Below are 13,590 nucleotides of genomic sequence, written 5' to 3' on the forward strand. Positions count from 1 at the left end.
CTTCGGCTGCGGGGCCGAGCCGACCGGGCGGGGCGTGGCAGAATGCCCGCGAGCAGGACTTTGCTTGCGGGGAGGGGCCAGTGTTCCGTGCCGGACCAGTGTGGGTGGTTTCCCCTGCCGACCTTGTGGATGTGGTGGAGTGCCCGCACCGCAGCGTGCTGCACCAGGCGCGGGCCGCGCATCAGGAGGGCGCTCCCACCCCTCAGATTGTTGACCCGCTCGCCGGGGAGGCCCGCGAAGAGCTGGTGGAGGCGGAGCTACGGCGGCTTCGCGCGCTCTTCGGCGGTGATGCGGTGGCCACCGTCGCACCGCCGCGCCCTGTCCTCGACGAGGTGCACGTCGCTGCTCAGGCGACCCGGGAAGCGATCCGGGACCGGGTTCCGGTCATCCACCACGGTGTGGTGGTCGCGCCGATCCAGCCGGGGGTGCTGTTGTTCGGGCAGGTCGACTTCCTCATCGCGACCACGGTGGACCCGGAAACCGGGGCCTGCCGGGAGGGTGTGCCTGCCGGGTATGAGCCGTGGCAGGCGGTGGGGCACGCCACCCCGCGAACCATTGTGGAGCTTGCGGCGTGCGCCACCATGCTGGCTGACACCCTCCCGCAGGCTCCCGAGTTTCTGCATGTGCGCTCAGAGAATGGGCATCATGCGCTGCGGGTCAGCGACTACGTTCCCCTGGTGGGGGTGGCGCAGGACCGGCTGATACGGCGGCTCGCCGCACCCCCCGAACTGCCTTCCCCGGTGTGGGGGGAGCCGTGCCCGGCCTGTGAAACGTGCGGGTTTGCGACGTGGTGTGCCCAAGGGCGGGCCCGGGACCGGCATGTGAGCTTGGTGGCGGGCATCCGCGGTGATCAGATCGTGAAACTTCAAGCCGTGGGAATCACCACGATTGACGCGCTTGCCCGCGCTGGGGAGGAGCAGCGGCCGCCGCTGTTGGCGCGCCGCACCTATACCCGGTTGCGGGAACAGGCGGCGCTGCAAGTCCGCCAGGACGCCACCCGCACCGCAGACAACCCGACGGGGCGCGTGTTCGCCACCGTGTATGCCGAGGACGGGCTGGTGCTGCTGCCTGCCCCCTCGGCTGGGGACGTGGTGTTCACCGTGGCCACCACCCCGGTGGGCGACGACGGGGAGTTGGCGTTCCTGTGGGGCGCGTACCTTCCCAGTGAGGAGCGGCACTGTGTGTGGTGGGCGCACGACCGTGCCGAAGAGCGGGTCGCGTTCGCTGCGTTCGTGGATTTTGTGAGCGGCCAGTTGCGCGCTGACGGGGAGGCTCACCTGTACTGTTACACCCCGCAGGGGGCGAGCCGGCTTGCCGCGTTCGCTGCTTCGCTGGGGGTGCGGGAAGCCGAAGTGGATGACCTGCTGCGGCAGCGCCGGTGTGTGGACTTGTCTGATGTGGTGAAGAAAAGCGTGCGGGTGTCCCAACGCTCCTATGCGTTGTCGGCGCTTGAACCCCTCTACTTGGGTGACGATGCTCAACGGTGGGGTGGGGGCGAGCCGCAGCCCGACGGGTATGCCGCCTACCGTCGCGCCTGCCGGGCGGGGGATTCCCGGCAGGCGCAGGCTGTGCAGGAGGCGCTTGCTGCCCAGGTGCGCCGCGAGTGCGTGTCGGTGGCGCGGCTGCGTGACTGGTTGGAAAAACTCCGGGTCGACCATGGGATCGTGGCTCGACCTGCACCCCCCGAAACGGTGGGGGTGGACCCCGGCCAGCAGGAGCAGGCTGCGGCCCGGCGGGCCGCAGTGGAGGAGCGGATCCGGTCTTTGACTGAAGCGTTGGCGGGGCCCGCGGCAGGGGAAGGGCGGGGTGAGGACCAGGACGCCTGGGATGTGCTGAGTGCGCTGCTCGGCTATTACCGGCGGGAAGAAGCCCCGTTGTGGTGGGATTTTTTCCGCCGCCTGTCCGCCCCGGTCGAAGAGTTGGAAGCGGATGCGGACTGTGTGGTGCCGTTGTGGGTGCGCGCTCATGCGTGGGTGCCCCCGCAGGGGCGGCAGCGTAAAGCGGCGCGGCACGTGGAGGTGGGCGCGGATCCCCGCCGGCTGCATCCTTTTGGGGTGGGTGACCAGGTGCGACTGTTGTACCCGGGGGTGGCCGGCCAGGGGGCGGAGGCGGTGCCGGCAACGGTGGTGGAGGCTGCGGCCGACCGGCTGGTGGTGGTGGAGAAAGCAGACGTGGGTGCGGAGCATGACCGGCAGCCGCTGGCGGTGCTGCCGGGGGCCCCGGTGCGGTCTACACCGAAAGACGAAGCGTTGTGGGAGGTAGCGGAACGTGTCGCCGCGGCTCTTCCCCGTCCGCCTCAGATGGCGGGGGTGGATCTGCTGCGCCGGGTTCCGCCGCGGCTGCGCGGCGGGGGTGCGCTGCCGGATCCGGGCGACTTCGGTGGGGACACGGTTGCTGCGGTTCTTGCCGCGGTGGACGCGTTGGACGACTCCTATCTGGCGGTGCAGGGCCCGCCGGGAGCGGGGAAAACCTATCTTGCTGCGCGGCTGATCACCCACTTGGTGGGTCGTGGCCTCCGGGTGGGGGTGTGTGCGACCAGCCATCAGGCGATCGAGAACGTGCTGCGCGCGGCGGTGCGTGCCGCAGCGGAGGCCGGGGTGGGGGTGCCGTGTGCGAAACGCCCATCAGGAGTGTCTCCTGATAGACGTGTGCCGTGGGAGCAGCCCAGGCAGGTGCGGGACTTGGTGCAGTGGTGCCACCGCCAGGAGGGTGGATACCTGGTGGGGGGAACCGCGTGGAACTTTACGCACCCGCAGATGCGTGGCCTGGGGGTGGATGTGCTGCTCATCGACGAGGCCGGGCAGTTTGCGCTTGCGGATGCGGTCGCGGTGTCGGCTGCGGCTCGTTCGCTGGTGCTGTTGGGGGATCCTCAACAGTTGCCGCACGTGGTGCAGGGGGTACACGCGGCGGGCGCGGACCGGTCCGCGTTGGAACACGTGGTGGGGGACGCCGACATTATCGACCCCGCCTACGGCTATTTTCTGGCGCACACCCGTCGCATGCATCCGGGGGTGTGCACGGTGGTGTCCCACTTGGCCTACCAGGGGCGGCTCAGTGCCCACCCTGATGCGGCGTTGCGTGGCCTAGCCGGGGTGGAGGCGGGCGTGTACCGCAAGGTGGTGGCGCACCAGGGGCGCAGCACGCACAGCCCTGAGGAGGTGCGGGCTGTGGTTGAGGTGGTCGCGCAGTTGGTGGGGCGGGAGTGGTGTGAGCCGGGGCGGCCGCCGCGGCCGTTGCAGGGCAGCGACATTATGGTGGTGGCCCCGTTTAATGTGCAGGTGCGTGCGTTGCGGGCAGCGTTGGCGGAAGCCGGGCTGGAAGCGGTGCGTGTGGGCACGGTGGACCGGTTTCAGGGCCAGGAAGCGCCCGTGGTGGTGTGTTCGATGACGGTGTCGAGTGCGCGGGAAGCACCTCGGGGCATGGAGTTTGTGCTGTCCCGCAACCGGTTGACGGTGGCGTTGTCGCGGGCCCAAGCGGTGGCTGTGGTGGTGTGTGCGCCGTCGCTGGTGGAGTCTGCGGCTCGCACGATGGCTGAGCTGCGGGCCTTGGCGGGGTTTGCGCACGTGTGGGCCCAGGCCCGCGACTGGCCTGACCCGGCCCCAGGGTAGGGCTGGGCGGGGAACCGTGGATCTGCCGGGACGGTTCAGCGGGGTGCCCCGTGTCCTGGATGATCGCACCGTCGTTGACGCAGGGGTTTGTTGCCGCCTGCGACCAGGCCCCTGGCAGAGAAAGGTGGGGGGTGGACACGTGCCGTGTCCACCCCCCTACGAGGGTGTGCGGCTAGGAGAGTCGGGCTTCGATCGCTGCGATGATGCGGGGCCGCAACTCGGCGGCGGGAATCACCTCGTCGACCGAACCGACTCGCACCGCGCGTTGAATGTCGTGGATGCGGTCGAACTCTGCGGCCACTTCCCCGAGTTTTTCGGTGCGGACCGTGGCGCGCAGCTCCTCCAACTCGGCGGTGAGCGTGGCCCGCAGGGTGCCGGACGCTGCCGCCACTTGGGCTTCCAAGTCGCGGACCCGCGGGTCGGCTGCGGCGCGGGCGTCCACTTCGCGGGAGAACACCACCGCGGCCGCCGGGGCGCCGCCGAGCACGGACGCGAACGAGCCTTCCACGGCCAGCACGGTCATGTTCGGGTTGAGGGCCTTGGAGAACACCACGAACGCGCCACCGTGGTAGCGGGAGATCACGCAGAACACGATGGGGCCGCGGAAGTTCACGATGGCGCGGCCGATCTCCGCCCCATACTCCAGTTGGAGTTTCCGCATCGACTCAGGAGAGCCGTCGAACCCGGACAGGTTCGCCAACACCACGAGAGGACGGTTGCCGCTGGCCGCGTTGATGGCGCGGGCCACCTTCTTCGACGACTGCGGAAACAGGGTGCCCGCAGTGTAGGTGTCGGGACCGTCGGTGGGGGGGAAGCCGCGCCGCGGAATCGAACGGGATTCAATCCCGATCAAGCAGACCGGGATGCCGCCGAGACGCGCGTCGTAGACCACAGCGGTTTCCGCGTCCGCCATGCCCGCCCAGCGTTCCAGCACCGGGTGGTCTTGGTCGCAGACCGCGCGCATGACCGTGCGAATGTCGAACGGTTTCTTACGGTCCGGGTTGGTTTCCGCGGAGAAGATGTCGCCCACCGTGGCGAAGTCGCTGCCGTCCACCTGGTGCGGGAAGGTGCGGATGTCCCGGTCCACGGGGTCGCTGGTGGGGGCGCGGCGCGGTGTTGTCTCCCCGGGCGCGATGTAGGTGTGGGCGTAGTGTTCCATGAGGATGTCGCGGGCCGCCAGCAGGTTCGGCGCCCAGTATTGGGCTTGCCCGTTGGGGCCCATCACCCGGTCGTATCCGCCGATCCCGAAGTTGTCTTCCGCGGACACGCCGCCGGAGAAGTCCAGCGACTGTTTGCCGGTGAGGACCATCGCCGAGTCCGGGGTCATCACCAGGATGCCTTTGGTGTGCATGAGCATCGTCGCTTCGGCGTTCCAATACGGTTGGGCGCCGACGTTGATGCCCGCAACCACGATGTTGATTTCCCCGCCGGCTTGGGTGAATTCCACGATCCGTTTGAGGGCCGCAGCCACCCAGTCCATGTTTTCGGTGCCGGATTCCATGGAGATGCGCGCCCCCGAGGACAGGGCATACCACTCCACGGGCACCTGCATGCGTTCCGCCAGGTCGAGGGCAGCGATCACGCGGCGGCATTCGGGTTCCGCCAACGCGCCCAGCGACTTGGTGGGATCCCCCAGCAGCACGACGCGGGTCACCCCTTGCGGGTGCAGCGCGGTGGGGGTGGTGACCACGCCGACCACCATGCCCGCCGTGTTGCGGCCTTTCGGCCGGTCCACGGGCACCAGGGTGTGGGTGTCGTCCAGGTCGTATTCCTGGAATTCGCCGAGCAGGTCGGTCAGCTCGTAAGGGTAGACGGTGTTGCGGCTGCTGGCACGCAGCACTTTCTGCCGGTAGTCGTCGATCGGTTCGATCGGCTCGGTGGGGGGTTCACCCACGGTCAGCGTGGTGCCGCCCGCCGCGTCAAAGGTGATGCGGACCGCGATCGGGGTGAGCGCTCCAGTGTGCGGGTGGCGTTGCCGGGCCAGGAACAGGATTTCTTCCAGTCCGGCGCCCGCTGTGGTGGGCAGGACCCGTTCCACGAGCGTTTCCAGTTCAGCGCGGGTCAGGTCGCTGGGCGGCCACACATACAGGGTGATCCGGTTGGTGGGGAACCGTTGGGGTGCGGCCTGGCGGGAGCGGGCGCGGCGGATCGAATCCAGGCAGGTCGCCACCACGTCCTCGGCGGTGGGGAGCGCGACCAGGCGTCCGTCGTGGTCACGCAGCGCGGTCAGGTCCCGGATTTGCGCGAACGCGACCAGCCGCCGATCGGCGGGGTTGTCGCGGGCCACGCACTCAAACAGGTACACCTCTTCGTCTGCGGACGGCAGCCGGGTCAGGTGGAATTTGCTCAACCGTTCCAGTTGCAGCCGGTGCGCGATCTGCGGGTGCAGGCCGCGGATCAGTCGCTCCTCAGCGAACCCGGAGTCGGTGGGGCGGAATGTGAAGTGGTGGTGCATGACCGCGCCGTCCCGGCCCGCCACGGTGGTGGTCACCCGCCGCACCTGCGGGGGCAGCACGTGCGCGTTGATGCGGGCGCTGAGTTCCTCCGCCATCGCGTCGAACGTGTCCGGCTGTTCCTGCCAGGCCAGGTAGATGTCGACGTCGACGGTGGCGTGCCCGTCGGCGAGGCGGGCGAGTTCCCGCAGCGCGTCGTCGACCGTGTCAAACCGGGCCGCGGCTGAGATCACACACGAGTCGGTGCGCTGGGCCACCACGAACGCGCACCCGGGGGTCCGGTGGGTGTGGACGTCACGCAGCGCCCGGTTGCCGTAGTAGCGGCGAGCCAGCACTTCCAGCATGACCGTGTGGTCGCGGTCGTCGCGGACGAGTCGTTGGCCGAGCAGCCGCACCAACGGTTCGGTGCTGCGCACCATGTCCGCGATCCGTTCGGCCCGGTCTGGGGCGTTGGGGTGGGCGTCCAAATACCGCAGGTGTTGACGGACGTTGGCGTAGACGCGGGCGCGGTTGCGGCGCAGCAGCGGCTGGGCGAACCAGGCGAACACGACGCCGCGGGCCAGGTCGGCGATGGCGGGGAAGCGAACCTGGGTGGCTGCCACCAGCCGTTCCAACGCCAAGCCGACGGGTTCGTGCAACGCGGCGGGCGGGGGTGGTTCCTGCAGCCAGGTGCGCAGCAGCGCGGTGATGATCGCCGCGTCGTGGGAGGCGCGCTGCTGGGCGAGGAAGATCCGGAACACGGCGGCTTCCAGCTCGGGAGAGCGTTCCAGATCCGTGACTCCGTAGTGGGCGAGAGCGGTCGCGAGTTTGGTTTGGAACGTGTCGGGCAGGCCGGCGCGTTCCACGTCCAGGCTTTGCAGGTAGGTGTGGAAGTGTTCGCGGGCGCTGGGCACGTGGCTGTGGCTGTCGTCGCTGGCAGGCCGGTTGCGGCTGAGTTCCGCCAGGTCCGCGAACACGGTGAGGAGACGCAGTTCGTCGGCGAGCAGCGAATGGCCTTCAGCGAGCGCCTCAGCGCGGGCCGTCAGATAGTTGTTGAGGGTGTGCTGGTCGTCGCACAGGTCCGGGTCGAAACCCAAAAGCCGGTTACGCAGGTCGGTGATGCTGCGTTGGGCTCGCACGTGCGCGGGGACCGGTTCGAGGGCTTCCGGCAGGTCCACGTTCACGGGCGGGGCGGCATCCTGGTCGGCTGTGGTGGTGTCGCTGAGCGGTTCCAGCCGCATCAAGGGTGCGCCGGACTCCACCTGGGTGCCCACGGTGACCAGGCATTTTTTGACGCGGGCTTTGAACGGTGCGCGCAGCACCGTTTCCATTTTCATGCTTTCCACGACCAGCACGGGGTCGCCGGCCTCCACCTCCGCGTCCACGGCGACCGGGGTGGCGACCACCAGGGCGGGTGTGGGGGAGCGCAGCACGCCGCCTTCGTCCCGGCTGACCCGGTGGGTGACCCCGTTGACTTCGACGAGGAACGTGGGCCCGTGGGTGCCGGTCAGGAGCCGGTAGCGGGTGCCGTTGACGGTGATACGTCCACTGTGCGGGCCGAACCGGTCCAGTTCCACATCAGCGGTGCGCACCACGCCACCGGTGTCAATGGCGGCGCGGAACCGGTGGGCGCCGACGCGGGCCACTCGCAGCCGGTAGGTGGTGCCGCGGAGTTTGAGGTCGAGTGGTTGGCCGCTGTCGTGCTGGACTTGGGGGCGGCCGCCGAACGCGGTGGTCAACAGCCGCTGCTGTTCGACGCGTTCCTCTTCTTCGTAGGCTTCGATCGCGGCGGCGATCAGGGCGATCGCGGAATGCGTGTGGCTGACCAGGCGGCCTTCGCTGCGGACCCGGTCGATCCAGCCGGTGTCTGCGGTGGCGTTGACTACCTCCGGCTGGTTGAGCAGGTCGAGGACGAAGCTTTTGTTGGTGGTGCCGCCTTCGATGAGGACGGTGGTGTGGGCGAGGGCGCGGCGCAGGCGGCTCAACGCTTCCTCGCGGTCACGGCCGTGCGCGATGATCTTCGCGATCATCGAGTCGAAGTCGGAGGGGATGACGTCCCCTTCCGTGAACCCGGTGTCCACACGGATGCCTGGCCCGGTGGGGAGTTCCAGGTGCACGATCCGGCCGGGGGAGGGCGCGAAGTCCCGGTCGGGGTCTTCCGCGTTCAGCCGTGCTTCGATGGCATGCCCCTGCTCGATGGGGGGTTCCCCTTCGAGTTTGCCGCCGCTGGCCACCCACAGTTGGGCTTTGACCAGGTCGAATCCGGTGGTGGCTTCGGTGATGGGGTGTTCGACCTGCAGGCGGGTGTTGACTTCCAGGAACGCGAAGAGTTTGTCGTCGGGCCGGTAGAGGAATTCGACGGTGGCGGCACCCCGGTAGCCGACAGCAAGAGCGAGGCGTTCCGCGGCGGCTTTCAGGTCGGCGGCCTGCACAGGGCTGAGCACGGGGGACGCGGATTCTTCGATGATTTTCTGGTTGCGGCGCTGCACAGAGCAGTCGCGCACCCCCAGTGCCCAGGCGGTGCCTTGGCCGTCGGCGATCACCTGCACTTCCACGTGGCGGGCGCCGGTGACCAGGCTTTCCAAGAACACGGTGTCGCTGCCGAAGGCGCGGGCTGCTTCCTGGCGGGCCCGCTCATAGGTGTCGACAAGCTCGGCTTCGGTGGTGATGATGCGGATGCCGCGCCCGCCCCCGCCGGCGGCGGCTTTCAGCATCAGCGGATAGCCGATGGTGCGGGCCGCAGCGATGGCCTCATCGAGGGTGGTGACGGGGCCGCGGCTCCACGGGGCCACGGGCACTCCGACTTGTTCGGCGAGGAGTTTCGCGCCGATCTTGTCGCCGAGCTGCCGCATCGCGTGCGGGCTGGGGCCGATAAAGGTGACTCCGAGCTGTTCGCACAGTTCCGCGAAAGCGGGGTCTTCCGCGACAAACCCCCAGCCGACCCAGGCGGCATCAGCGCCGGTGTCGACGAGCGCACGCTGCAGCACTTCCAAGTTGAGGTAGGGACGTGCGGACGCGGGACCGAGGTCGTAGGCGATGTCGGCTTCACGGACGAAGGCGGCGGTGCGGTCAACATCGGTGTACAGGGCGACCGTTTCGATCCGCGTCCCGGTCTCTGCGGCGATGTCCCGTACGGCATGGATAAGCCGCATAGCGGCTTCACCACGGTTGACGATGGCGATACGGTTGAACACCCCACCGGGCCCTTCTGGTCGATCAACGGTGTACCTGCCGCGGCACCACGGCCCCGGCAGTGTTCCACCCTCCCGTATACCGGACGGCAATGCCATGGTGCGCCTAGCTGAGGCTGCGCCCCCGCAGTTTGTGGGAAACAACCAAAAACCCCGCCGCGGCCCGGGGGGGGGGGAGCCTGCGGCGGGGTGCGGGTGGTCGATGAAGATCACAGTGGGGAGGGGTCGTCGACGAGCCACGCCCCACCCGTGTTGACGAGGGTGAGCGTGGTGGTGTCCGGGGTGCCGGTGGAGGTCACGTGCACGGTCGCGGTGGTGCCGTCCGCGGAGAGCTCCACGGTGTCCACGTGGGCGGTGGTGGCGGGGTTGGCGAGGATGGTGTGGAACGCGGTGGCGCAGTCCACGGGGCTGTCGTCGGAGGCGGCGAGTTCCGCGGTGGCGGATTCGATGAGGGCGGCGCGGGCGTCTTCGGTGAGCACAAAGCAGCCGACTTGGCCGTCTCCGGTGCGCACGGCTTCCAGGTAGGTGTCGGCGGCTGAGCGGGCCCCTTCTGCGGCGTCCCCTTCCAGTACGGGGTTTTCCAGGGGGTTCACTGATGCTGTGGAGCTGGGGGAAGGCTCGGACGGTGGGGCAGGTTCCGGGGAGGACGTGCCGCATCCGGCGGTGAAGACGAGACTGCTGGCAGCCAGTACGACGGCGGGCCGCAGACACTGTTGCACGACCATGGGTGCTCTCTTTCGTTGTGGGGATCCCCGGGGGCCGTCCCGGGGTGGTCAATTTCCTATCGCACTGCGTGCCCCGGCCGCTACAGCAGGGGAGGTTTCGTGCCTGGGCCTGGGGCGGTGTGTTCGTGCCCGCACGCGTATCCCGTTTAGGGTGGCCAACCGCAAGACACCCACGCCCCGCGTGTTTGTTGTGGCCGGAGGATCCGCATGGCACCGAAGAAACGCAAGAAAGCCCGGGCCCGCCGCCCTGCCGCGTCGCGCACCCACGCCACGCCTCCCCTCAAGGTGAGCCGCACCCCGCTGCGGGTGGACGAGCCGCCGCGCTGGCCGATGCTGGTGTGGAGTCTGCTGGTCGTGGTGTGGGTGCTGGGCTCGTTGACCGCGTTGATGGGGGTGATGGCATCGGTGACGGTCCTGTTGGACGACGTGACCGATCAGGCGCGGCGGCAAGGAGCGTGGGCTCTTGTCTGGCTGCTGGGGTGCGGTCTTGGGGTGCCGCTGGTCGGCACTGTGTGGGCGGCCCTGCTGCGCCGCCGGGTGGCTGCGGCCCTGTTCGGGTGCGCGTTCGTGGGATCAGCCGTGCTGTTGGGGCTGTTGGCTTCCCCCGGGGAGATCTGGGCGGCGCTGCGCACCGGCCTGGCTTTGTGAGGCATAGCGTTTCCGGGGGCCGTATGCGATCATCCGGTCACCAGGACGGCTCACCGCCCTGACGGGAGGGTGAGTCATGATGGGGATCAGGACCACGGGATGCACACCGGTGCGTGGCAGATCGGTGGCACGCGCACCTTGCGCATCCTGCCGCACACCGGTGGCTGACACCACCGCGATCGGATGGGGGCTGTAACCGTACCGTGCCCGAAATGTGGAAAAATGCCCAGGTGATCGATGCTTTTCGTGCCGCCTTTCAGGAACTGATCGACGCTTCCCTCCTGGGTGACCCGCAGCGTTTCGGCCCTGCGGTGGGTCGGGTCTATGAGCTCGCCTCCCACGTTCCGGTCTCCGAACGGGAGATTGCCCTGGAGGCGTTGGGGCCGATCTTTTCTGGACACCACGTTGGTCCGGGAATCGAAGCCGACCTGACCGTTGTGGCGGGCGCCCTGGTGGAAATGGGAACCTCGCCGGGGAACACGGGGATCGAAGTACTGCGTCTGCTACGTGAAACCGGGCGAGCCGCAGGCATGTTCCTGCACGCCTGGGACAAGGTGGGGGACGGCGACCCACCCGATCCCGACCAGGTCACCGCAGCCGACGAAACCAGGGTCGCCGCCGTGCTGGGGGACTCTGCCCCTGTAGCGACCCTGTGCTGGTGGACGGCACGCCGCTACGGGCTGTCCGCGAAAACCATGCTGAGCTCCGCGCAGGTGCGCGCCGCCGTGCGCAGCGACCCCGAGCTCCACGGTGACTTGTTGGCGATCGCTGCGCAACTGTCAGCCCACCTTGCCGAGTTCAGCGAGGTTGTGGCTTTGCTGCGCATGGACGAGGTGTCGTCAGCGCTCGTGTTGGACCGGGGCACCCGCCGCGGTTTTCGGGTGCGGTTCGAAGGGATCGCCGACAACTTCCAACTGCACACCCTGCTCGCGGATGCGCTGATCGGGGAGGAGGGCCGCGGACTGCCTGGGCGGCGACCGGATCCGCGGTGGGTGGCGGCCTTCCGCGACTCCGACCCTGATCCGCAAGCAAAAATCGTCCACGGCTGGTGGAACCTGGTGGGTTCTGACGGCAGCTGGGTGTGGAACGAAGGGGTTCCCGCCGACATTCCCCTGCTGAACGGGGAACGCGTCCTCATCCTCGAAGAGCAAACCTATCCGCGCTCCTGGAACGCGGGACGCATCTACCCGCTGGTGAAAGCAGACCTGTGGGTGGTGGAGGAACTCGACCCTGCGGAGGCCGCCCACTGGTGGTCGCTCGTGGAACCCGAGGACGACACCCCCGCACTGCCAGCGGCAGCGGACACCCCTGGGGAAGAGGCTGCCCCCGCCCCGTCGCCGTGGTGGCAGGAGACCGAGCCTGCTGCCCCCCGCCCCGCTGAACCCCAGCCGGCAGCTGACGCCCCGGCCAGCGTCGACCCCCTCGCTGACCGCGGAGAGGACACCGACCACCCCACCGCATCCTCTCCCACAGCCGTCGAAACCCCGCCCCTGCAGGATTCACCCGCCGACAACGAGCAGGCCGCACACGACCAGCTACCCCAAACCGAGCACATCCCGGTCCTCACCGACGAGCTGCTCGCCGCCTACGACGCGGCCCGCACCACTAGTGACCCGGACGAAGACGGCGAGGACGACACGTCCCACCGCGACGCGCCCGGCTCCACCCTGCTGCCGCCCCTCCCACCCGGGGTGTCCGACAGTTCCGGGTGGGGGCCCAGTTGGCGGTAACCCTTCGCGGTCACACGCAGGCTCCCGCCCGCCCTCCTAGGCCACCACGTTGAGGGTGGACGGGAGCCCGCAGACTTGCTGGGGTCAGACCGGCCGGGAGATCGGCTCGTCGTCCCTGTCGTCCAACAGGGCCGCGAACCCCTCGTCGTCTTCGTCTGCCTCGGCCGCGTGCGCGCCACGCGGCCGATAGCTCCGCCACCGCGACGGGAAAAACAGCGGAATGAGGAACGCGACCGCTAACGGCAGCACCAATCCAGCCTCCAATAGGGCCCGCACCCCTTCTTCCCCGGGAAGCTGGACCACGCCCAAGCCCGGCACAGTCAGCGGGGCAAACACCTGATCCGCCCACTTCGGCTGCAAAACGTGGGCGACTGTCGCCCCCGTTAATACCACTCCCGCCATTCCCGGAATCAGCGGAGTCAGTTTCGGGGGCACCAACACCAGCGCAACCACCAGCGCCAACACCATCAGCGCGGCGAGAGTGAGGAATTCACTGGGACCAAAAAACCCTCGCGTGGAGTTCACCAGCGCGCCTACCCGCGGCGTCACCCATCCGCCCGCCACGAGAAGCACCGGTCCCAACAACAACCCGAAGACAAAACCAAAGAAATGTCGCACGGGGGAGGTCTCCTCTCAAAAATCACGAGCACTTTACCGACAAAACACCTTTAATGGGTCGATCGTGGATGCCGTGTTTTTCCCCCGGCTGCTGCGGCACCCGCCCGGCCCGGCTGTGGTTGCGCCCACCGGTGCCCTCCCGCGTTCTAGGCTGGACCTATGGAGAGTCCGCACGCTGCCGACCCGGAGGGCATCGACCCCCAGGTCGTGGAACTCGCGACGACGATCTTCGCGTTGGCGCGCGCCGGCGACACCGCGTCCCTCGACGCCTACATTCGCGCTGGAGTTCCCGCCAACCTCACCAACGACCAGGGCGACACCCTCGTGATGCTGGCCGCCTACTACGGTCACGCCGACACGGTGGAGTGCCTGTGCCGACACGGGGCCGACGTCAACCGGCTCAACGACCGTGGTCAATCCCCACTCGCCGGGGCCGTGTTCAAAGACGAAGACGCCGTGGTGAAAACCCTGCTCGCCCACGGCGCCGACCCCACCCTCGGACAGCCTTCCGCCATCGACACGGCCCGCATGTTCGGCAAAGAGCACTACCTGGAACTGTTCGACAACGCCTAACCCATCCGCACCGGACGAGTGCCCGCAGCGGCTGACCAACCCCGCCCCGCAGCCCCCTGCTGTGA

7 protein-coding genes are annotated in these 13,590 nt (G+C 68.6%); 4 read left to right on the top strand and 3 right to left on the bottom strand.

Annotated features, from left to right (window positions below):
* Positions 1–80: 80 nt before the first annotated feature.
* The gene (locus TFU_RS07570; protein WP_011291960.1) at positions 81–3,608 is read left to right on the top strand and encodes a TM0106 family RecB-like putative nuclease; all 3,528 of its coding nucleotides are present in this window, start codon (positions 81–83) and stop codon (positions 3,606–3,608) included.
* Positions 3,609–3,780: 172 nt separating this feature from the next.
* Here TFU_RS07570 and TFU_RS07575 read toward each other — a convergent pair whose 3' ends face one another.
* Positions 3,781–9,234: a carboxyl transferase domain-containing protein gene (locus tag TFU_RS07575; protein WP_041428004.1), complete on the bottom strand. Its 5,454-nt coding sequence runs from the start codon at positions 9,232–9,234 to the stop codon at positions 3,781–3,783.
* A gap of 206 nt (positions 9,235–9,440) precedes the next feature.
* Positions 9,441–9,956, bottom strand: a complete 516-nt coding sequence (locus TFU_RS07580; RefSeq protein WP_011291962.1) for a hypothetical protein — start codon at positions 9,954–9,956, stop codon at positions 9,441–9,443.
* Between the two features lie 207 nt (positions 9,957–10,163).
* Between TFU_RS07580 and TFU_RS07585 the strand changes: the two genes are divergently transcribed.
* Entirely contained in the window at positions 10,164–10,604 is a 441-nt protein-coding gene (locus TFU_RS07585; RefSeq protein ID WP_011291963.1) for a hypothetical protein, read from the top strand.
* Positions 10,605–10,834: 230 nt separating this feature from the next.
* Entirely contained in the window at positions 10,835–12,334 is a 1,500-nt protein-coding gene (locus TFU_RS07590; RefSeq protein ID WP_041428007.1) for a hypothetical protein, read from the top strand.
* Between the two features lie 84 nt (positions 12,335–12,418).
* Here TFU_RS07590 and TFU_RS07595 read toward each other — a convergent pair whose 3' ends face one another.
* On the bottom strand, positions 12,419–12,952 hold the full coding sequence (locus tag TFU_RS07595; protein WP_011291965.1) for a hypothetical protein: 534 nt from the start codon (positions 12,950–12,952) through the stop codon (positions 12,419–12,421).
* 159 nt (positions 12,953–13,111) lie between these two features.
* Here TFU_RS07595 and TFU_RS07600 point away from each other — a divergent pair, with 159 nt between their 5' ends.
* Positions 13,112–13,525 (top strand): ankyrin repeat domain-containing protein, encoded by a 414-nt coding sequence (locus TFU_RS07600; protein WP_011291966.1) that lies wholly within the window; start codon positions 13,112–13,114, stop codon positions 13,523–13,525.
* Positions 13,526–13,590 lie beyond the last annotated feature (65 nt).

Source organism: Thermobifida fusca YX, from assembly GCF_000012405.1.
Lineage (GTDB): Bacteria > Actinomycetota > Actinomycetes > Streptosporangiales > Streptosporangiaceae > Thermobifida > Thermobifida fusca.

Excerpts from the sequence above, each read along its gene's own strand:
- TFU_RS07600 (WP_011291966.1), top strand. The coding sequence starts at position 13,112 with ATGGAGAGTCCGCACGCTGCCGACCCGGAGGGCATCGACCCCCAGGTC.
- TFU_RS07585 (WP_011291963.1), top strand. The coding sequence starts at position 10,164 with ATGGCACCGAAGAAACGCAAGAAAGCCCGGGCCCGCCGCCCTGCCGCG.
- TFU_RS07580 (WP_011291962.1), bottom strand. The coding sequence starts at position 9,956 with ATGGTCGTGCAACAGTGTCTGCGGCCCGCCGTCGTACTGGCTGCCAGC.